The sequence below is a fragment of the Amycolatopsis sp. NPDC041971 genome, from assembly GCF_055588925.1.
Genome location: NZ_JBVJCE010000004.1, coordinates 263,472 through 282,514 on the forward strand (window position 1 = coordinate 263,472; position 19,043 = coordinate 282,514).

Sequence of the window (19,043 nt, forward strand, 5' to 3'; positions counted from 1 at the left end):
CCCAGCCACCGGTGCTGGCCGCCACCGCGACGTTCCCGTCCGGTAGCTAGATCTCCTCCCAGTGCACCCCGGCAGGAAGGGCGCCGCCCGAGTTCACGTAGTCGTGCACTGCCTGACGGACTGCGGACCACGGGATCTCCGCATTGCTCGGCACCTCGCGCTCATGCGACTGGTAGTCATAGGCCACCGGCTCCGGCGACGTCGCGCCCGACGTGCTGATGACGCTCGCCGCATCCTTGCCCGCGTAGCCGACGAACCCGCACGTCGTACTCGCCGCGCGCACGCCGAACTGGAGGATCGACCAGCCGTCCTCGTCCCTGCGGTCGATCTGGGCCACCAGACCCACCTCGACCTCCGGGGACTCGACCTCGGCCGCCATCCGATCCAGGAGCGCATCCACCTCGGCGGGCGTGCCCACGGCGAGCGGTTCCCGCTGCCCAGGGTCGAACCACGCATCGAACGTCACCACTGCTTACCTCCCCGATACACCTTCGTGAACCCGCCCGTCCCGTGGACCGTCAGCGTGCTCCCCTCCGGCAACACCACGCCCAGCAGATCATCACAGCTTGTCTGACCCTTGCAGGGCACGTTGTTGATGACCACTGTGGCCTCCGTGATCCCACTGTCGCGCATCTCAGCCGCGATCTTGAGTTCCACGTCTGCGGCCGCCGTCAACGGCACGAACGGGCACCCGGCCTCCTTCACGATCTCGTTCACGCGATCCGTGCGGTCGTCCCGTCCGCTGGTCACGGCCGCAGTGTTTCTACCAGGTGCGAACCAGCGTCCCTGCGTCTTCACCCCGCGCCCGCGTGTCACCGGCGGCGGCAACTCCCGCCGCGCCTGTTCGACCAGGTCATCGTCCTCGTCTGCGTCCTGATCATTGGACGGAGTGGCCGGACGGGGAAAAGCAGGCTGTCCAGAAGCGCTAGCCGAGGTGGACACCGCCGGCACTCCCAAGTTGCGGAGGTAGCCTTCGAGCAGGTCGGAGGACTCAACGACCAGGCCGGTGACCCTCTTAGACGAGGAGTTCACCTCGGCGACCAGGCCCGGTAGCCCAGCGACCGCCGGGTCCGACGTACCGGACGCGGCCCCAGACCATGCCCCGCCAGCCTCCTCAAGCTCTTGACCAGCGAGCTTAAGAGCCGCCGTCGCCTCCTCCATCTTGGCGAGCGCCGTCCGCACCCCAGCGGCGACCTCCTCAACCGATCCCACGGCCCTCCCAGAGCGTCGTTCGACAGGAACGACTTCGGCACCCGTCGATCTCGAGTGCTGCGCAGATCGGGAGTGAGAAGGACTGACCTCCTACTGGCCGTGACCTGACCGGTTTCGCAGACGCAACAGCAAAGCGGCAGCCTGGTGAGTCCCAGGGTCGTCTTCTCCCAAGACTCTGGCCATGTCTCTGCGTAGACGCTCCACCGTGTCTAGCAACTCGTCGGGCGGAGCCGCATCAGCTAGCCAGGTCACTAGGTCAAGCCGTGTAGTAAGCGTGTGCGGGTGCTCAGGTCCCAAGTCCGTGTCTGTGTCGATACGCAGATACTCCGCTATCCGCTGCGCCATGGACGTATTGACGGGATAAGACCCGTATGAGCGCGGGGCAGGGGCCACCCACCCCTGAACTTTTCCCATCCTGGGAGGGGCCAGGTCCTCCTTTGGAACACCTGTCACGAACACGGCGTTCGGCGGGACCGCAGGCGGTGCTCCATGACTTTCGGTAGCCGCGTCAGATGGGGACGCTTCAGCGATCTGGCGGACCAGGTCAGGAGTTTGCCGCCCCAGCCTCCCGTCAAGTACGACACGCAACCGGGCTGCCGCGATCTCCTCCTCAGTGAAGCTCTGTGGCTGACTCACGCCGACAACCCTCCTTCCTTGCGTTCACCGGGCAGGTCGCCCAATAGCCTGTCCAGTACACGTCCCTGGAACACGTCTAGCAAGAGAAGCTCGTCTCGCTGGGCAAGATCTGACTGCGCCAGCTTCGCCAGGAGCTTCAGGCCTGCGACCCTCTTCACCGGCGAGTCATCCAGCGCGAGTTCCGACGCCCAGGTGAACCGACGCCACCACTCCTCACGACGTGCGGCCAGCTCCCGCTGCTCAGTCGCCCGGTCATTCGCCCGAGAGCCCAGGCGGGCACCCAGGAACGCACCTGACGTCGCAAGGACGCCGACCAGAGCGGTCACGCCGATCTGCCACCAGGTCACGGCCAGAGCCCGCCCTCTCCATCGCCAGGCAACACACCTTACCGACACGTCAGTAACGCTGAGGCCAGGACACAACACTGTGAGTCCGGAAAGTTGGAGCCGCAGTTCAACCCGTGTCACGACCGACACACCGCGCTCACGAACCCGGGCGGCTGGAACCGGCATCCTCTATCGTGGATAGCTCCGCGTATGACCCTTCACCCAATCCATTTGATCCCCAGATCCCTTGCGGTGAAGGTGCAACCTCACATACACCTGCCGCCCCTGCTGGCGCTTCCGCCATTCCTTCACCCCGAGTGGCAATCCCTCGAATAGAACAGTTACAACCCCCTGCCACTCAAAGAAGTCGTTCCCGATATCGAGCCGCGATCGCGCCCGCCACCGCCGACGCGGACCTCATACGGAGACCGAACCCGCTCCGGATGACGGCCGGGTGGCGGTGATCGGAAACGTGGGTGTCGACGAGATGACCCGGGGTCAGAGGGTCGCCTCGGACCGCCGGAGCAGCACTTCGCCGACCTGACGGCGTCCCGTCATCGGCACCGGGCGGCCGTATCCGAACCGTAGCACCGCGTGTGGACGGCCGAGATCGGCGAAGATCCGGTCCATCGCGGCCCGTGTCTCCGGGGTTTCGAACGGTCGGCCGACGAACGACGCCGCGAGGCCGGCGGCCGTCGCGGTCAGCAGCACCCGCTGCAACACCATTCCCGCCCGCAGGTCCGCGGCGGGTCCGCCGTCCGCGGTCAGTACCGCGCCGAGCGTCGGCTCACCGCCCTCGGGTTCGGCGGCGAAGAACGACTCCTGCGCGGGAATGCCGTGCGACGACGGTGGTCCGGTCGGTGCCGGGACACCGTCCGGGACGTTGGCCACCCGCCGGGTCCACAGCGCGACCTCCGCCTGGAACGCGCCGTTGCGCGCCTGCGCGGCTTCGGCCCGGTGCAGCACTCGGGCGACCGCGTTCGCCCGGTCGCCACGGCCGAACAGTTCCAGCAGCCCGCCCTCCACCAGCGCGGCGGCGCGCAACGTCGTCCGCGTCCGGACGGGGACCGGCCGGTCCAGGAACGGACGGCGGTTCGTGTGACGGCGGAAGACCGCTTCGGCCAGCTTCCGCTCCTCCAGCGAGGAAAGCCGGTCGCCGCCGAGCACGAGTTCGGCGAGCAGATCCGGCTCCCCCGGCTCCGGCACGATCCGAGCCGAGAGGGTCTTGCCGTTGGACCGCAAGGAAACGATCAGGTTGAACATCGCCGCGCCGCACGAAAGCCGTGCCTCGCGGGCGTCCGGGTCGGCGATCCGGAGCACCCTGGCACGGTCGAGCCGCACCTCGATCCGGTCCCGGTCGACGACGAACCGCCACGGCTGGGTGTTGAGCGGGGACGGCGCGCGGACGGCGGCCGCCACCGCCTGGTCGATCGGGGTGGGCAACGGGATCTTCATCGTGGTCTCCGAGGAAAACTGGGGATTGATCCACCTTCTGCCGGGGTACCCGGCGACCGCAACGGTCGCCGGTCACGAATTCCGAGGACTTTCGCCCCCGATTCCCGGAGCGCGAGGAACTTGGACCCTGTGCCACGAACGGCGGCGGTGAGAGTCTCGACGACCGGAACGGAGCCGACGATGACGGACAAATGGACGATCGACGTATCCCTGCAGCACGAGCCGTACCGAGTGCGCGCGGAGGCGTTGCTCCGTCTCGAAGACGGTGGCGAGTTCGTCGGTGTCGGACTCGCGGAGGCCGGGCTGAGAAACAGTTCGGCCTCTCAGGTCGGCGCCTATCTCGCGGTGACGCGGGCACTTTCGGACCTCACCGCGGAACTGCTCGAGACCGTCGCCTCCGACGTCGCCCGCTCGATCGAAGTCGACGGGCTCCTCGCCGCGCAGTCGGCGAACTGACCCGGGTCAGCGCAAGGGGGCGGTCCACTCGACCCTGGTGCCGCCCCCGTCCCGAGTCTCCGCTTGGAAGGTCCCGCCCGCTTTTTCCGCGCGCTCACGCAGCTCCCGCAGTCCCCCGGCGGTCCCGGTGCCGTCATCGGTGACCACGATCCGCAAGACGTCGTCTTTCACGGCGACGCTCACCGAGACCCCGCTCGCCCGCGCGTGCCGGACGACGTTGCCGACCGTCTCCCGCACCACCGCCTCGACGTGTTCGGCGAACGGGACGGGAATCGAGTCGAGCGGCCCGGACAGGCTGACCGTCGGGTGGATCGGCGTTTCGTCGGTGAGTTCGGCGATCGAGTCGTAGAGGCGATGCCGCAGCCGCACCCCTTGCTGTCCCGCCTCGCCGCCGTGGAGATCGAAGATCGCCGTGCGGATCTCGTGCACGATCTCGTGCATCTGGTCGATGCTCTCGCCGATCCGCCGCCGCAGGTCGGGGGTGTCCGCCCGGCGGTGTGTGCTCTGCATGGCGAGACCGACCGCGAAGAGTCGCTGAATCACGTGGTCGTGCAGCTCCCTCGCGATCCGGTCCCGGTCGGCGAGCACGTCGAGTTCCCTCGCCGTGCGCTGCCGCGCCGCCAGCTGGAGCGCGAGCGCGGCCTGGTCGGCGAACGAGGCCACCACCGGCAGCTGGGCGAGCTCGAACCGGACCGCACCAGGATTCCGTACCGCCATCAGCACTCCGGACGTGCGTTCTCGCGCCCGCAGCGGCACCACGAGCGTCGGGCCGAGGCCGAACTCACCCTCGGGGCCGAGTGCCAGTTCCGGAACGCTGCGCGGGGTCCGGTCGCGGTAGACCGCCCCTGGCACCGAGTCGGCGACGCTGATCCGCACCCCGGTCAGTTCCGCCGCCCGCGCGCCCGCGCACACCGCGATGGTGAGCTCGTCGGCCTCGTCCGGGCCGACGTCGAGCCTGCCGGAACCGGGCAGTGCCAGCAGAGTCAGGTCGGAGCCGGTCAGTTCCAGCGCCCGCCCGGCGATCAGGTTGAACGCGTCGACGGGATCGGTGCCGCCCAGCAGTTCCGTGGTCACCTCGCTGGTGGCGGCCTGCCACTGCTGGCGGATCCGCGCCTGTTCGTAGAGGTGGGCGTTCTCGATCGCGATGCCGGCCGCGGCGGCGAGCGCCTGGACGACCACCTCGTCGTCGTCGGTGAACCCCTCCCCGCGTTTCTCGGTGAGGTACAGATTCCCGAACACCTCGTCGCGCACCCGGATCGGCACGCCGAGGAAGGACCGCATCGGCGGATGGCGCGCCGGGAACCCGGCCGAAGCGGGATGCCGCGAGATGTCGGCCAGCCGCACGGGTTTCGCCTCGTCGATGACGAAACCCAGCAGCCCGTGCCCTCTCGGGAGATGCCCGATCTGTTGTTCGGTCTCACCGTCGATGCCGAGGTGGACGAATTCGGAAAGCGAACCGTCGTCCGCGATCACGCCGAGCGCGCCATAGGTTGCTTCAGCGAGGTCGATCGCCGCCCGCACGATCCGGCGCAGCGTCGTGTCCAGTTCCAGCCCCGACGCGACCGCGAGCATCGCTTCGAGCAGGCCGTCCATCTTGTCGCGCGTGCCGATGAGCCGCTCGATGCGCTCTTGAAGGTCCCGCAGCACTTCACGGACCCGCAGCTGGGACAGCGCGCCGGTGACCCGGTCGTCGTTTCCGCCCAGCCGGTCATGAGCCGACATCCTGCTGCGCCTCCGAAGATCGGGACGAGTCGCGGCCGTGGTGACTTTCTCCTCTTTCGGCCCCGCACCGCGGACGGGGACCGTCTCTCGAGACAACCGTATTACCCGTGGCGCGGCGGCGGGAGAAACCATGACCATACAAGTCACCGGGGTCGGGCGCTTGAACTCCGAACAGGTGAATTCCGTGCTCCGGTCGACCACGCTGGCGCCGTCGACGCACAACACCCAGCCGTGGCTTTTCCGCTGCACCGGCACCGGGATCGAACTCCACGCCGATCCGCGCCGGATCCTCCCGGTCACGGATCCGGACGGTCGTGAACTCGTCCTCTCCTGCGGCACCGCCCTGTTCACCCTCCGGACGGCGATTCACGCCTCGGGTTTCCATCCCGCGACGACCCTCGTGCCGAGCCGCGCCGATCCCGATCTGCTGGCCGTCGTCCGTCCGCTCGCCGAACGCACGCCGGATCCGAAGGTCGCCCGGCTCGCCCGCGCGATCCCGCGCCGCCGGACCAACCGGCGACCGTTCCTGTCCCGCGCCACCCCGGAATCCACGCTCGCCGTACTCCGTCACGCCACCGAACTCGAACACGCCTGGATGTCGCGTCTCGATGCCGAACAGTGCCGTCGTCTGCGAGACCTCACCGAACGCGCCCGCCGGGCACAGCTCGCCGACCCCGCGTTCCTCACCGAACTCGGCCACTGGACCGGACTGGCCGCGGACACTCGCGACGGGGTGCCGTCCTACGCGACCGAAGACGCCCCCGCCGACGAAAGCTGGATCCTCGACGAATTCGGTGAAGCGAGCAGTGGCGCACGGCCCGCGCCGCTCGTGGTGATGATCGGATCGCTGACCGACGAACGGATAGACCGGCTCCAGGCCGGTCAGGCACTGCAACGGGTTCTGCTCACCGCGACCGGCGCCGGACTGGACGCGTCGTTCATCTCGCCGCCGATCATGGTCCGCGAGGCGCGTGCCGAACTCCGGCGCCTTCTCGGCTGTGGGGTGTGGCCTCAGGTGTTGCTGCGCGTCGGCTATGGCTCGCCGTTGCCGTGGACGCCGCGCCGCCCGCTGGAGGACGTCCTGCTCGAAACGCTCATCTCCGCTTGAGGCGCGGCCGATCCGTCACTGCCGTCGCAGTTCCGTGGCCAGCACGGCCGCCTGGGTGCGCCGCTGCATCCCGAGTTTCGTCAGCAACCGCGACACGTAATTCTTCACGGTCTTTTCCGCGAGGAACATCCGCTCGGCGATCTGCCGGTTGGTCAGCCCCTCGCCGATCAGTTCCAGCAGCGTGCGTTCCTGATCGGAAAGCCCGGCGAGCGGGCCTTTCTTGGCGGCGTCGTCGCGGAACTTCGCCATCAGCGTCGCGGCGGCGCGCGTATCCAGGAGCGACCGGCCGAGGCCGACCTCCTTGACTGCCGCCACCAGGTCCATCCCCCGGATGTCTTTGATGACGTAGCCGCTCGCGCCCGCCATGATCGCGTCCAGCATCGCCTGCTCGTCGGTGTAGGAGGTGAGCATCAGGCATTTCAGTTCGGGCATCTTGGAGCGCAGTTCCCGCGCGAGTTCGACGCCGTTCCCGTCCGGCAGCCGCACGTCGAGTACCGCGACATCCGGCCGTAACGCCGGAATCCTCGCCAGCGCCTGGGAAAAGGTGGCGGCCTGGCCGACCACGCACAGACCGGAGTCCTCCTCGAGCATGTCCGCGACGCCTCGGCGGACCACCTCGTGATCGTCGACCAGAAACACCCGGAGCATTCCGACCTCCACGGCTTCCCCTCCTCGAATGAGAGCGTACGGCGCACGGCCGGTCACTGCGACAGGCCAAAGGGCCTTGTTCGGCGCCCGTTCGGGTGGCTGCCGCCGACCGGACCAGGTTCATTTGCATCATTCGAGTCAGGACGTTCTCTTCTTCCGGGGCAATCACGCCGCTGGGACGATCACTTCATGTCCGAGACCATGCTTTCGTCGGCCGCGCCGGCCGGCTCTCCCGACCGGGCCGACGACATCGTGGCCCTGCGCGACCGCGTCCGCTTCTACCGTGCCCGCGCCGAGCAACTCCAGTACGCGCTGGACCACCGGCTTCCCATCGAACAGGCGAAGGGAATCCTCGCCGAGCGTTACCAGGTCGACATCGACGCGGCGTTCGAACTGCTTCGCTCGTTCTGCCGCAACAACAACATGAAGATCCACGATGTCGCCAGGACACTCGTCGAACAGCCGAGGGAAGGCGATCGCCGAGTCTCTTGCTGAGTCACGCCATGTTCGGCGGGGGGCCCGCGACCACCACCGGCGCCGCAGACCGCGCGGGCACGGACCGCGTGATGAACCGAACGCCGCCCCCCAGACTTCGGGTGCTCGTCGCGGACGACAACCCGGTCATCGGTGACGCGCTGCGCGCCCTTCTGGAGTCCGAACCGGACATCGAGGTGGTCGCCATCGCGTTGAACGCCGGTGAGGCGGTCGCGCTCGCGGAACTGCTGACCCCGGAGGTCGCCGTGCTGGACGTCCGGATCCCCGGCGGGGGCGGGGCGTGGATGGCACGGGAGATCCGGCGGCGGGTGCCCCGCACCCGGCTGATGGCGTTCTCCGCGCACAGCGACACGCGGTCCATCGCCCAGATGGCGTCCGCGGGCGTCACCGAGTACCTCGTGAAGGGCAGCCCCAACACCGAGATCGTCGCGGCCCTCCGGCGCCTCTGCGCGACCAGTGCCAACGGGACCGAGTAGGCCAAAGTTCAGTCGGCGAGCCAGCGTTCCATACCGGCCAGCAGTTCCGTCGCGTTCACGGGTTTGGTGACGTAGTCGCTCGCCCCGGCAGGCCGGCGAACCGCGGCAGCTCGCGGATCGCGGCCGTCGTGGCGTGGCCGTCCATCTCCGGCAGCATCACGTCCCGTTGAAGACGACCGCCGGCTCGTTCATCAGGACGTCGTCCACCTGCGGCAGCCTGGTGGCGACCCGCGCTTGGTTCCCGGTTCCGGCATCGAGAGGCCTCCTCTGTCCCGGCTCCCCGCGGATCCGGGGGCGACCGTCAGACCGGGCCCAGCGGAATCCAGAAGGCCACCGACGTCCCTTCACCGGGCCTGCTGGAAATCCGGAACCATCCTTGCGCCGCTTCCGCACGTTCACGCATCGACGCCATTCCGATGTGCTCGCCCGACAACAGTTCGGGGGCGCTCTCGCCAAACGGCTTCATCCCGTCGCCGTCGTCGGTGACCTCCGCCAGCAGACCGCCGTCCCGACCCGTCAGCGAAACCACGACGGCGGTGGCGTTCGCGTGTTTCCGCACGTTCACCAACGCCTCCTGGAGGATCCGGAAGGCGGTGACGACGAGGTCGGGCGGCGGCTGGACCGGCAGATCGTGCCGCAGCGTGCCGTCGATTCCCCAGCCGGCGACGACCTCGTCGAGATAGTCGCGGACGGAAGCGACCAGGTCGTCGTCGTCGAGCGCGGGCGGGCGCAATTGGGCCACGAGGATCCGCAACCGCCGGATCGCCCCTTGGATCGCTTCATCGAGTTGCAGCAAAGCGGAATCCCGCCGTTGCGCGGCGAGCATCTGCAACCGCATGCTCACCGCGATCATCGACTGAATGGAATCGTCGTGAACATCCCACGCGATACGACGACGTTCGGTTTCTTGCGCCCGGACCAGATGTGCGAACGCCTGTCGCCGTTCGGTCCTTTCCTCCTGCGATTTGCGGCGTTCGGTGAGATCACGGGTGACTTTGCCGAAACCGACGAGACAGCCCTGCTCATCCCGCAACGCGGTGATCACGGTGTTGGCCCAGAACCGGTCACCGCCGCGACGGACGCGCCAACCCTCGTCCTCGTGACTGCCCAGCTCCGCCGCGATCAGCAGCTCCGAGGTCGGTTTGCCGGCGGCGACCTCGTGCTCGGGGTAGAAAACTGAGAAATGGTGACCGAGGATCTCGTCCTCCGAATACCCCTTGATCCGTTCCGCCCCCGGATTCCAGCTGATCACGCGGCCGTCGGCGTCCAGCAGGTAAATGGCGTAGTCGACGACACTGCGCATGAACAACTCGAACAGCACAGCACCGCGGTGACCAGGTGTTCGTTCCGATGGCAGCATGGCCATAGTGCAGCTTGGCACCCGGATACCTCTCCCCGCTACGGCCGTTCGAGGAGGCCATTCCTGCGGGCATGGGCCACGGCTTCGAGTTTCGAATGGGTGCCGGTCTTCACCAGGATCCGCTGCACGTGATTCCGCACGGTATTCCGGGCGAGCCGCAGCTCCTCGGCGATCCGATCGGTTCCCGCCCCTTCGGCGATCAGCCCGAGCACCTGCCGTTCCCGCAGGGTCAGTACCGGCCCGAGCCTGCCGGAACTCCCGGACAGCATGGCCAAGGCACCGCCGAGCAGATCCGGGTCGATGACCACGTCGCCCGCCGCGACGGTCCGGATCGCCATGACCAATTCGTCGAGGAGACCGGATTTCAGCAACAGCCCGGCCCCGCCGACCTCGAGGATCCTGGCGACGATGGCACTGTTCGCGTCACCGGTCAGCACGAGCACCCTGCTCGACGGCGAGATCGCACGGAATCGGGTGATCGCCTCGATCCCGTCGCCGTCCGGCAGCCGCCGATCGAGCAGGACGATGTCGGGCAGATGCTCCTCCGCCGCGATCATCCCGCCAGCCAGTGACCCCACCGACGCCACCAGGTGAATCTCCGGAAATTCCTCGAAGGCCGCGCCCAGCGCTTCGGCCACCATCTTGTGGTCCTCGACGAGCAGCACCCGGATCGGGGCCGCGGCCGGGGACTTGGGCTGCGGGGACGTCGGGTTCGGCATACACCTTCTCCGTCGATCGTGATCTCGCCGATTCCCGGAAATGGCGGCGAGACGCCGGCGGGCATTCTTCCATCGTCTCCGGCCCGCCCGGCAATTCGAAGCCGACCCGTGACCCGCCGTACCCGTCCGGCGACCGAGAGAGGTCTTTGTGCTCTCGAAGGCACGACCTTCGGCGGTGACCGGAAGGGCCCGCGGTGCCGCATCGTCGAAGGTGACGCCCACCGGACCGTGAGCACGGAAAGGGGACCGGGACGTGACCACGAGGATCTTCGAAACCCGCCGCCGTCCCGGCACGCACGGCGTCACCCACCGGGCATCGATCGGCGCCGGGCCCGAGCAGGCGCCGAGAGTCGTGGCGAAATCCGAAACGCACGCCTCTCTGCTCGACGAGGTTCTGACCGCCATCCGGCATCTCGACGGCGCGGCCTTCGTCAAGCGGTCGCGGTGGAATTCGCGGGACCGGCGCGTCCAACGGCTGCGCGGCTGGCTCAGCGGCGCGACCGGCTGACCGGGGCACCCGTCACACCGGGTGCCAGCGGCCGATGTCCGGCTCCATCGGCACGATCCGGGTCAGCGACGAGCGGATCTTCAGCTCCGTCCCCCTGTCCCGGCCGCGGGTCCCGCGCGGGGCGTACGGGTAGAACGTGCCGCGCTCCCGGCGATAGACCATGATCAGCCTCGGATGCCGCATGTCCCGCAACTCGGCGAAGTCGACCGCCGTATGCAGCAACCAGGACGCGAACCCGGCCCGGGCCAGTCTCTCGTTGACGTCGGCTAGGTCGTCGAGAAGCCAGCCCAGATCACCGTTCTCCCGCCAGCAGCGAACGATCGTCCGTCCGTGCGCGTCGTGGATGACCACGTTGCGGCGAACGGAGTCCCCGGCGAGACCGGCGACGATCTCCGCGTCCGTCCCCGCCCCCGGACGGCCTTCCGCGACGAAGCAGACACTCCCCGTCCCCGTCGGGGCCAGCCCGTGACCGGACCGCAGCGTCAAGGCCGCGGACCTCAATTCCAGCAACGGAAGCAGGCTCGGCCGCACCGACCTGCTCTTCCCTCGAAGGCTTGCCAACAACGCCATGACCTCACGCACCCTTCCCTCTGCGTGAAGCCTTTCCGATGACATCCTCGCGCCCTAGGGCCGCACGGTCGCGCATCGTGCGGGACAAGTCCCCGGATCCGGTGACCAACGGCCCTACCAGCGATCGCCGGTCACTTCACCGTCCACCGTTGTGACCCCTGGTGACACCGGAAAGACCACGGTTCTCATCCACCGCTAATGGACGACACAGGGGGCGACACCACCGACACCACCGAACACGCCAGATTCGACTCATCCCGGCGAGAAGGTCTCTCAGCGACGCCGCAGGGAGATCGGCGGCACCGTGTTCGCCCTCAGCGCGCGTTCGTCCATAGTGGACTCCCCGATCCCCGCCTTGCCGATCCGCTCCGCGACGAGGGCACCGGGATCGTCGAGCACGTCGACCCTTCCGCTCAGGAAGGCCCACTCGTGCTCGTCCGAACCGTAATAGAGAACGGTCCCGAACGACTCGGTGAACCGGCGCCACGACGCGATCAGCGTCTGATTGCGCCACAGCGTCGGGCAACCCGCCTGGCAGCCGACCACTCCCCCGTCGGTGAGCAGTGCCGTGCACCGGGCCAGGAAGTCGGCGCCGTACAACCGGTTGTGCTGCGCCTCCGGATCGTCGTTCTCGTCCGGCAGATCGATCACGACGACGTCGTAGTCGTCCCCGCGCTCCTGAGCTTCGGCGAGGAACTCCCAGCCGTCGCGGTAGTGGACGCGGACCTCCCCCTCCCCGCGCTCGGCGCGGGTCAGCTCGTCGAGGGTGTAGCCGTAGGGAAGGTGTTCGGCGCAGACCCGCACGGCTTCGGCGTCGATGTCGACGTGGTCGACCACTTCGGCCCCCGCCGCGACCGCGAGCTGGGAGGCGACCCCTTCGCTGGAGCCGATGACCAGCACCCGCTCGACGCGTTCGGCGAGCAGCAGCGACGGGACCATCAGCGCCTCGTGATAGACGAGCTGACTCAGCTCCGTGCTCTGTCGTTCGTCGTCGCAGAACAGGGAGATCCCCTGCGTGGTCCGTCCGATGAGGACGTTCTGGAACGCGGTACGGCCCTCGAACAGGACCTCCTCGACGTGCCAGTTCCGGGTGAGCCCCGCGCCCATCGGCTCGACGATCACTCGTTGCGCCATCAGCTCTCTCCTCGTTCCACAGTGGACATCCGGACGGTGCCGGCACCCAGCAGCTTCGCCAGCAGCGCGACCGCGCGTTCCGGATCCGCCCGGTCCCCGCAGGTGAACACGTCCACGAACACCGAGCCGATCTCCGGATAGGTGTGCACGGACGCGTGCGATTCGGCCAGCAGCGCGAGCACGGTGACTCCTTGCGGGGCGAAAGAATGCGACACAACTTCGCAGACCGTCGCCCCCGCCTCGGTCACCGCGTCGGCGAGGGTCTTCTTCAGGAGCGAGGCGTCGTCGAGCAGCGACGGCTCGATCCCCTCGAACTCCGCGAGTACGTGGCGGCCGGCGAACCGGCCGACGAGTGGTTCTTCACCCGGCATCGGCGAACCTCCCCACACAATAGGTGCGCAACGGCTCGATTCCGTTGAAGGCGACGGACGAATAGCTGGCGGTGTACGCCCCGGTGCCCGGGATGTCCAACCGGTCACCCGCCTTCAACGACCTCGGCAGCGCGCACGGCGTCCGCTGGTACAGCACGTCGTCACCATCGCAGGTCGGCCCCGCGAGGACCACCGGCCCTTCCGGACCCTTGACGCCGACGGGCTCCAGTCGATACGCGACGGCTTCGTTCTCGCACTCCGCCATTCCGTTGTACCTGCCGACGTCGAGGTACACCCAGCGACGTTCGTCGGCGGCGGCCCGGGTGGTCACGAGTACGACTTCGGTCCTGATGAGCCCGGCGTCGGCGACGATCACGCGGCCCGGCTCCAGCAGGAGCTCCGGTCCCGGCAGATGCTCTTCGAGGGCGGCGTGGATCACACCCGCGTAGTCCGTGAGTGACGGCACGGGTTCCCGGTGCTCGGTGGCGAACCCGCCACCGATGTTGAGCCGCTCCAGGCTGACGCCGGCGTCGGCGGCGACCTTGGCCGCGGTCGCGATCCCGATCTCCCAGGCGGCCGGATCCGGCTGCTGCGAACCGACGTGGAACGCGATTCCCGGCCGCAGCCCGGCTTCCACGGCCTGGCGGAGCAGCGCCGCGGCCACCGCCGGTTCACAGCCGAACTTGTGGCCGAACGGTGTCACCGAATCCGGGCCGCCGGTCAGCAAGCGGACAGAGACCAGTGAACCAGGTGCATGCTCGGCCAGGTTCGCCAGATCCCCGGCCGAATCCGTGGTGAATTCACGGACTCCACGTTCGTGGGCGAAGGCGATGTCCGCCGGTTTCTTGATCGTGTTGCCGTAGGCCAGTTCCGCCGCTCGCGCGCCCCGGGACAGGCACAGTTCGATTTCCGCCGTCCCGGCCACGTCGAACCCCGCACCGGCCGACAGCACCGCGTCCAGGACACCTGGCGTGGGATTCGCCTTGACCGCGTACCGGATCAGCGCGTCCGGGAAGGCCGCCGATACGGCGGCGGCACGCTCCGCGACCAGGTCGGTGTCCACCACCAGGCACGGTGTCGGCGGTTCGCGATCCGCCAGGAAGGCGCGGATCCGGTTCAAGCTCTCGGTCACACGCCCCAGGGTGTCAAAGGCCGATCACCGGCACGAAACCCGGGGTCACGCCCGGGTGTCACCCGAGGTCTGCTCGGGCAGCTCCACCCCGTGTTCGGCGGCCAGGCGCTCCAGGTTGGCCAGATCGGCGCCGACGGCCGAAGCCCTGTCCTCGTCCGAGGCCTGTTTGGCGATCTGGACGTCTTCCCTCGCCTGCCGTACCCGGTCCCGCAGATTCACCGCGAACTCGCTCATCGTGCACCCCCGATCTCCCGCATCTTGTCTGCTTTCACCCTAGGACCCCCCGAATCGGTCACCCACGTGATCTGCGTCATCACGGGGTTCGTCCGTGTCGGAGTGACGCAGTATGACGGCAGTGCCCGGGCTTCACAAATCAGCGAAGCCCGGCTTTTTCAGCGGGTTCCGGCGCGGCCGCCCGGCGACCGATCACCGCGAGCGGAACGAGCGCGCACAGTCCGCCCGCGATGGCGACCAGAACGTATCCGCCCAGGCCGAACAGGTGCCCGGCGAGCAGACTCGCCGCGGCGGACGTCCCCCAGACGAAGGCGTCGACCGTGCCCTGCGCCCTCGTCCGCTGAGCGGGCGGAAGATCGCGGCTGAGCATGCTGCTGCCGCCGACGAACACCAGGTTCCAGCCGTAGCCCAGCAGGAACATCGCGAGCGGGATTCCCACGTGATGCGAATCGGGGGCGCCGATCGCGGTGACCGCCGCGACGGTGAGGGTGCCGATCCCGCCGAAGATGGCCGCGCGGCCACCCCACCGGTCGGCGATCCAGCCGGATACCGGCGCCAGCGCGAACATCCCGACCAGATGGGCGCTCAGCACCCAGCCGACGACGTCGAGCCCCTGACCGTGCTGGTGCAGCTGGATCGGGGTCATCGTCATCACCGCCACCATGGCCAGTTGCGCGCCCACCATCGCCACGAGCGGTCCGAGGATCACCGGATCGCGCACGGACATCCGTTCCCGCCTCGGCACGCCCTCCTCCGGGGCGGCGAGGCCACGCGGCAGAGTGGCGACGGCGGCCACGGCGATGGCCACGACCATCGCCCCGGCCGCGATCGGACCGGAGAGCGCGGGCAGTTCGGCGGCTTCGGCCCTCGCGGCCGCCGGCGCGATCAAGGCGGGCCCCGCCACCGCGCCGACGGTCCCCGCCCAGACCATTGTGGACAGTGCGAACCCCTTGCGGTGCTCGGGGGACAGATCCGCGGCCGTGTAACGCGAGAGCTGAGCCCCGCTGTTGCCGAAGCCGATCAAGGGCATGCCCGCCACCAGCGCGAGCACGGATCCGCCGAGCACACCGGCGAACGAGATCAGCGCCCCCGCCACCGCGGCCCCGTACATCAGCACCAGGACGAAGCGCCTGCCGTAACGGGCGGCCAAGGCTCCCGACGACAGCGAACCCGCGGCGGAACCGAGCACCAGCACCGCGCTCGGCAGCCCGCTCCATGCCGCACCGGCGCGTTCGACCATGATCAACGCCGCCGTGGTGGACAGGCCGACGACCGCGGTACTGAGACAGGCGACGCCCATGAAGAGCGCGAACATCGGTTTCATGATTCGAATCTAGGGATTCCGGGCGCCTCGGCGAATAGGCTGTCGAAGGCCTCGCGGGGGTGCGAGGCGCATCATGAAAGGAATCCGGGCGCGATGACCTTACGATCGGAAAGAGCGCTGGACGACCTCGACTGGCGGCTCGTCGAAACGCTCCAGAGCGACGGACGGCTCTCGTTCAAGGAACTGGGCCGCCGCGTGAACCTCTCCGCCCCGGCGGTCGCCGAACGGGTCCGGCGGCTGGAGGAGGCGGGCGTCATCACCGGGTACCGCGCCCAGGTCGACGCGCGCCGCGCCGGGTACGACCTCCAGGCGTTCGTCGAAATGCGCTGCTCGCTCGGCAGCTGCCTGCTGCGCACCAGCAAATCGGACGACTATCCCGAGGTGGTCGAACTGCACCGGCTCAGCGGCGATCGCTGCACCATGCTGAAGGTGCGGGCCGTGTCGCTCGAACATCTCGAGGGCCTCTTCGAACGGCTGGGCAAACACGGCGAGATCAGATCGTCGGTGGTGCTCTCGACGCAGTACGAGGGCAGGCCGGTCGGCCCGCCGGTCGAGGATTACCTGAAGGCGACCAAGAGCGAAGGCTGGAGCGTCTGAACAGGCCCCCCAGACGGATCAGGAATCGAGAAGCACCGGCGGGCCATGTTCACCTAGCGTGATCACCAATGAGGACGAACGGCTCGAAGCTGGTTAGATCGAGCCGGTGAGGCTGACGGAACGTACACGCGGCCCACACGAGGATGGAGACACGATGCGCAAGACCACCAAGCCGCAGCCGCCCGAGGAACACCCCGCCGACAGCCACGACCTGATCCGTGTACTGGGCGCGAACGAGAACAACCTCAAGAACGTCGCCGTCGAGTTGCCGAAGCGACGACTGACGGTGTTCACCGGTGTCTCCGGTTCCGGCAAGAGCTCACTGGTCTTCGACACGATCGCGGCCGAGTCGCAGCGGCTGATCAACGAGACGTACAGCACCTTCGTGCAGGGCTTCATGCCGACGCTGGCCCGGCCCGAGGTGGACGTGCTCGACGGGCTGACCACCGCGATCATCGTCGACCAGCAGCGGATGGGCTCCGACCCCCGCTCCACGGTCGGCACCGCCACCGACGCCTACGCGATGCTGCGCATCCTCTTCAGCCGGATCGGCAAACCGCATATCGGCTCGCCACAGGCGTTCTCCTTCAATGTCGCCTCGATCTCGGGCGCGGGCGCCGTGACCGTCGAAAAGGCCGGACGGACCACGAAGGAACGCCGCGAGTTCAGCATCACCGGCGGCATGTGCGCCCGCTGCGAAGGCCGGGGCAAGGTCAACGACATCGACCTCACCGCGCTGTACGACGACACCAAATCCCTCAACGAGGGCGCGCTGACGATCCCCGGCTTCTCCATGGACGGCTGGTACGGCCGCATCCTGCGTGGCTCCGGCTTCTTCGACCCCGACAAGCCGATCAAGAAGTACACCAAGAGGCAGCTGGACGATCTGCTCTACAAGGAGCCGGTCAAGCTCAAGATCGAGGGCATCAACCTGACCTACACGGGCCTGATCCCCACGATCCAGAAGTCGTTCCTGGCCAAGGACCGCGAGGCGATGCAGCCGCATATCCGCACGTTCGTGGACCGGGCGGTCACCTTCGCCGTCTGTCCCGAATGCGACGGCAGCCGCCTCAGCGAGCTCGCCCGGTCGTCGAAGATCAAGCGGATCAACATCGCCGACGCCTGCAAGATGCAGATCAGCGACCTCGCCGACTGGGTCCGCGGACTGAAGGAACCGTCGGTCGCACCGCTGCTGGAGAAGCTTCAGCACACCCTCGACTCCTTCGTCGACATCGGCCTCGGCTACCTCTCCCTCGACCGGCCGTCCGGCACGCTTTCGGGTGGTGAAGCGCAGCGCACGAAGATGATCCGGCACCTCGGCTCGTCGCTCACCGACGTCACCTACGTCTTCGACGAACCCACCATCGGGCTCCACCCGCACGACATCCAGCGGATGAACAACCTGCTCCGGCAACTGCGCGACAAGGGCAACACGGTGCTGGTCGTCGAGCACAAGCCGGAGACGATCGCCATCGCCGACCACGTCGTCGACCTCGGCCCCGGCGCGGGCACCGCGGGCGGGACGATCTGCTTCGAGGGCACCGTCGACGGCCTGCGCGCCAGCGACACCATCACCGGCAGGCACCTCGACGACCGCGCGGCGCTCAAGGACAGCGTTCGCCGGCCCACCGGCAAACTGGAGATCCGCGGCGCCGACCGGCACAACCTCCGGAACGTGGACGTCGACGTTCCGCTCGGTGTCCTCTGTGTCGTCACCGGTGTCGCGGGCTCCGGCAAGAGTTCGCTGATCCACGGCTCGATCCCGGCCGCCGAAGGCGTGGTTTCGGTCGACCAGACGCCCATCCGCGGCTCGCGGCGGAGCAATCCGGCCACCTACACCGGCCTGCTCGAACCGATTCGCAAGGCCTTCGCCAAGGCCAACGGCGTGAAGCCTGCGCTGTTCAGCGCCAACTCCGAGGGCGCCTGTCCGACCTGCAACGGTGCGGGCGTCATCTACACCGACCTCGGCATCATGGCCGGAACCGCGACCACCTGTGAGGAGTGCGAGGGCAAGCGGTTCCAGGCCTCGGTGCTGGAGTACACCTTCGGCGGCAAGAACATCAGCGAAGCACTCGCGATGCCGGTGTCCGAGGCCGTGAAGTTCTTCGGCGAGGGCGAAGGGCGTATCCCGGCCGCACACGCGATCCTCAGCAGGCTCGACGACGTCGGGCTCGGCTACCTCAGCCTCGGCCAGCCGCTCACCACGCTCTCCGGCGGTGAACGGCAGCGGCTGAAGCTCGCGACGCACATGGGCGACAAGGGCGGCGTCTACGTCCTCGACGAGCCGACCACCGGTCTGCACCTCGCCGACGTCGAGAACCTGCTCGGCCTGCTGGACCGGCTCGTCGACGCGGGCAAGTCCGTGCTCGTGATCGAGCACCACCAGGCGGTCATGGCGCACGCCGACTGGATCATCGACCTCGGCCCGGGTGCCGGCCACGACGGCGGCAAGATCGTCTTCGAGGGCACGCCGTCCGACCTCGTCGCGTCCGCTTCGACGCTCACCGGCGAGCACTTGGCGGCCTACGTCGGCAAGTGACCCGCCGGTTCACCGGACTCG

General features: G+C 68.3%; 21 protein-coding genes. 7 read left to right on the forward strand and 14 right to left on the reverse strand.

Annotation, left to right across the window (positions count from 1 at the left end; translation table 11 throughout):
• Positions 1–46: 46 nt before the first annotated feature.
• From ACZ6DT_RS12045 to ACZ6DT_RS12060, 4 genes are all read right to left on the reverse strand, one after another.
• Complete coding sequence (locus ACZ6DT_RS12045) at positions 47–469, reverse strand: Imm1 family immunity protein (RefSeq protein ID WP_465592598.1); 423 nt, start codon at positions 467–469, stop codon at positions 47–49.
• Positions 463–1,212 carry a DddA-like double-stranded DNA deaminase toxin gene (locus ACZ6DT_RS12050; protein WP_465592601.1) on the reverse strand — a complete coding sequence of 250 codons (750 nt, stop codon included), beginning with the start codon at positions 1,210–1,212 and terminating at the stop codon, positions 463–465. The genes ACZ6DT_RS12045 and ACZ6DT_RS12050 overlap by 7 nt, the downstream gene beginning before the upstream one ends.
• Positions 1,213–1,844: 632 nt before the next feature.
• Entirely contained in the window at positions 1,845–2,195 is a 351-nt protein-coding gene (locus ACZ6DT_RS12055) for a hypothetical protein (protein ID WP_465592604.1), read from the reverse strand.
• 477 nt (positions 2,196–2,672) lie between these two features.
• The gene (locus ACZ6DT_RS12060; protein WP_465592607.1) at positions 2,673–3,629 is read right to left on the reverse strand and encodes an Acg family FMN-binding oxidoreductase; all 957 of its coding nucleotides are present in this window, start codon (positions 3,627–3,629) and stop codon (positions 2,673–2,675) included.
• A 180-nt stretch (positions 3,630–3,809) separates the two neighbouring features.
• Here ACZ6DT_RS12060 and ACZ6DT_RS12065 point away from each other — a divergent pair, with 180 nt between their 5' ends.
• Positions 3,810–4,085: a dsRBD fold-containing protein gene (locus ACZ6DT_RS12065; protein ID WP_465592610.1), complete on the forward strand. Its 276-nt coding sequence runs from the start codon at positions 3,810–3,812 to the stop codon at positions 4,083–4,085.
• 6 nt (positions 4,086–4,091) lie between these two features.
• Here ACZ6DT_RS12065 and ACZ6DT_RS12070 read toward each other — a convergent pair whose 3' ends face one another.
• On the reverse strand, positions 4,092–5,807 hold the full coding sequence (locus tag ACZ6DT_RS12070) for a GAF domain-containing sensor histidine kinase (protein WP_465592613.1): 1,716 nt from the start codon (positions 5,805–5,807) through the stop codon (positions 4,092–4,094).
• 130 nt (positions 5,808–5,937) lie between these two features.
• On the opposite strand from ACZ6DT_RS12070, the gene ACZ6DT_RS12075 reads away from it, so the two are divergent.
• Positions 5,938–6,915 (forward strand): Acg family FMN-binding oxidoreductase, encoded by a 978-nt coding sequence (locus tag ACZ6DT_RS12075; RefSeq protein ID WP_465592616.1) that lies wholly within the window; start codon positions 5,938–5,940, stop codon positions 6,913–6,915.
• Between the two features lie 15 nt (positions 6,916–6,930).
• Here the strand turns inward: ACZ6DT_RS12075 and ACZ6DT_RS12080 are convergent, their stop codons facing one another.
• Positions 6,931–7,563, reverse strand: a complete 633-nt coding sequence (locus tag ACZ6DT_RS12080) for a response regulator (protein ID WP_465592619.1) — start codon at positions 7,561–7,563, stop codon at positions 6,931–6,933.
• A 189-nt stretch (positions 7,564–7,752) separates the two neighbouring features.
• Here ACZ6DT_RS12080 and ACZ6DT_RS12085 point away from each other — a divergent pair, with 189 nt between their 5' ends.
• Positions 7,753–8,058 carry an ANTAR domain-containing protein gene (locus tag ACZ6DT_RS12085; protein WP_465592622.1) on the forward strand — a complete coding sequence of 102 codons (306 nt, stop codon included), beginning with the start codon at positions 7,753–7,755 and terminating at the stop codon, positions 8,056–8,058.
• 101 nt (positions 8,059–8,159) lie between these two features.
• The gene (locus tag ACZ6DT_RS12090; RefSeq protein ID WP_465592999.1) at positions 8,160–8,534 is read left to right on the forward strand and encodes a response regulator; all 375 of its coding nucleotides are present in this window, start codon (positions 8,160–8,162) and stop codon (positions 8,532–8,534) included.
• A gap of 301 nt (positions 8,535–8,835) precedes the next feature.
• On the opposite strand, the gene ACZ6DT_RS12095 is transcribed toward ACZ6DT_RS12090, so the two are convergent.
• Together ACZ6DT_RS12095 and ACZ6DT_RS12100 are read right to left on the reverse strand one after the other, a co-directional pair.
• A complete protein-coding gene (locus ACZ6DT_RS12095; RefSeq protein WP_465593002.1) occupies positions 8,836–9,900 on the reverse strand; it encodes a PAS domain-containing sensor histidine kinase in 1,065 nt (354 codons plus the stop codon).
• A 32-nt stretch (positions 9,901–9,932) separates the two neighbouring features.
• A complete protein-coding gene (locus ACZ6DT_RS12100) occupies positions 9,933–10,613 on the reverse strand; it encodes a response regulator (protein WP_465592625.1) in 681 nt (226 codons plus the stop codon).
• Between the two features lie 253 nt (positions 10,614–10,866).
• Between ACZ6DT_RS12100 and ACZ6DT_RS12105 the strand changes: the two genes are divergently transcribed.
• Positions 10,867–11,121: a hypothetical protein gene (locus ACZ6DT_RS12105; protein WP_465592628.1), complete on the forward strand. Its 255-nt coding sequence runs from the start codon at positions 10,867–10,869 to the stop codon at positions 11,119–11,121.
• A 12-nt stretch (positions 11,122–11,133) separates the two neighbouring features.
• Here ACZ6DT_RS12105 and pspAB read toward each other — a convergent pair whose 3' ends face one another.
• The 6 genes from pspAB to ACZ6DT_RS12135 form a co-directional block, all read right to left on the reverse strand.
• Positions 11,134–11,691 (reverse strand): PspA-associated protein PspAB, encoded by a 558-nt coding sequence (gene pspAB, locus ACZ6DT_RS12110; RefSeq protein ID WP_465592631.1) that lies wholly within the window; start codon positions 11,689–11,691, stop codon positions 11,134–11,136.
• A gap of 273 nt (positions 11,692–11,964) precedes the next feature.
• Complete coding sequence (locus ACZ6DT_RS12115) at positions 11,965–12,825, reverse strand: spermidine synthase (RefSeq protein ID WP_465592634.1); 861 nt, start codon at positions 12,823–12,825, stop codon at positions 11,965–11,967.
• A complete protein-coding gene (gene speD / locus ACZ6DT_RS12120; protein ID WP_465592637.1) occupies positions 12,825–13,196 on the reverse strand; it encodes an adenosylmethionine decarboxylase in 372 nt (123 codons plus the stop codon). The genes ACZ6DT_RS12115 and speD overlap by 1 nt, the downstream gene beginning before the upstream one ends.
• Complete coding sequence (locus ACZ6DT_RS12125; protein ID WP_465592640.1) at positions 13,186–14,328, reverse strand: type III PLP-dependent enzyme; 1,143 nt, start codon at positions 14,326–14,328, stop codon at positions 13,186–13,188. Before ACZ6DT_RS12125 ends, speD begins: the two co-directional genes overlap by 11 nt.
• Positions 14,329–14,373: 45 nt before the next feature.
• Positions 14,374–14,562 carry a hypothetical protein gene (locus tag ACZ6DT_RS12130; protein ID WP_400945524.1) on the reverse strand — a complete coding sequence of 63 codons (189 nt, stop codon included), beginning with the start codon at positions 14,560–14,562 and terminating at the stop codon, positions 14,374–14,376.
• A gap of 139 nt (positions 14,563–14,701) precedes the next feature.
• Positions 14,702–15,886 (reverse strand): MFS transporter, encoded by a 1,185-nt coding sequence (locus ACZ6DT_RS12135; RefSeq protein ID WP_465592643.1) that lies wholly within the window; start codon positions 15,884–15,886, stop codon positions 14,702–14,704.
• Positions 15,887–15,979: 93 nt separating this feature from the next.
• Between ACZ6DT_RS12135 and ACZ6DT_RS12140 the strand changes: the two genes are divergently transcribed.
• Together ACZ6DT_RS12140 and ACZ6DT_RS12145 are read left to right on the forward strand one after the other, a co-directional pair.
• Positions 15,980–16,483 (forward strand): Lrp/AsnC family transcriptional regulator, encoded by a 504-nt coding sequence (locus tag ACZ6DT_RS12140; protein ID WP_125781852.1) that lies wholly within the window; start codon positions 15,980–15,982, stop codon positions 16,481–16,483.
• A 154-nt stretch (positions 16,484–16,637) separates the two neighbouring features.
• Positions 16,638–19,022 carry an ATP-binding cassette domain-containing protein gene (locus ACZ6DT_RS12145; protein WP_465592647.1) on the forward strand — a complete coding sequence of 795 codons (2,385 nt, stop codon included), beginning with the start codon at positions 16,638–16,640 and terminating at the stop codon, positions 19,020–19,022.
• The last annotated feature ends 21 nt before the right edge of the window (positions 19,023–19,043 follow it).

Coding starts and splice junctions, on each gene's coding strand:
- ACZ6DT_RS12100 (WP_465592625.1), bottom strand. CDS start 10,613: ATGCCGAACCCGACGTCCCCGCAGCCCAAGTCCCCGGCCGCGGCCCCG.
- ACZ6DT_RS12115 (WP_465592634.1), bottom strand. CDS start 12,825: ATGGCGCAACGAGTGATCGTCGAGCCGATGGGCGCGGGGCTCACCCGG.
- ACZ6DT_RS12145 (WP_465592647.1), top strand. CDS start 16,638: ATGCGCAAGACCACCAAGCCGCAGCCGCCCGAGGAACACCCCGCCGAC.
- ACZ6DT_RS12075 (WP_465592616.1), top strand. CDS start 5,938: ATGACCATACAAGTCACCGGGGTCGGGCGCTTGAACTCCGAACAGGTG.
- ACZ6DT_RS12080 (WP_465592619.1), bottom strand. CDS start 7,563: ATGCTCCGGGTGTTTCTGGTCGACGATCACGAGGTGGTCCGCCGAGGC.
- ACZ6DT_RS12140 (WP_125781852.1), top strand. CDS start 15,980: ATGACCTTACGATCGGAAAGAGCGCTGGACGACCTCGACTGGCGGCTC.
- ACZ6DT_RS12135 (WP_465592643.1), bottom strand. CDS start 15,886: ATGAAACCGATGTTCGCGCTCTTCATGGGCGTCGCCTGTCTCAGTACC.
- speD (WP_465592637.1), bottom strand. CDS start 13,196: ATGCCGGGTGAAGAACCACTCGTCGGCCGGTTCGCCGGCCGCCACGTA.
- ACZ6DT_RS12070 (WP_465592613.1), bottom strand. CDS start 5,807: ATGTCGGCTCATGACCGGCTGGGCGGAAACGACGACCGGGTCACCGGC.
- ACZ6DT_RS12095 (WP_465593002.1), bottom strand. CDS start 9,900: ATGGCCATGCTGCCATCGGAACGAACACCTGGTCACCGCGGTGCTGTG.
- pspAB (WP_465592631.1), bottom strand. CDS start 11,691: ATGGCGTTGTTGGCAAGCCTTCGAGGGAAGAGCAGGTCGGTGCGGCCG.
- ACZ6DT_RS12065 (WP_465592610.1), top strand. CDS start 3,810: ATGACGGACAAATGGACGATCGACGTATCCCTGCAGCACGAGCCGTAC.
- ACZ6DT_RS12060 (WP_465592607.1), bottom strand. CDS start 3,629: ATGAAGATCCCGTTGCCCACCCCGATCGACCAGGCGGTGGCGGCCGCC.
- ACZ6DT_RS12085 (WP_465592622.1), top strand. CDS start 7,753: ATGTCCGAGACCATGCTTTCGTCGGCCGCGCCGGCCGGCTCTCCCGAC.
- ACZ6DT_RS12130 (WP_400945524.1), bottom strand. CDS start 14,562: ATGAGCGAGTTCGCGGTGAATCTGCGGGACCGGGTACGGCAGGCGAGG.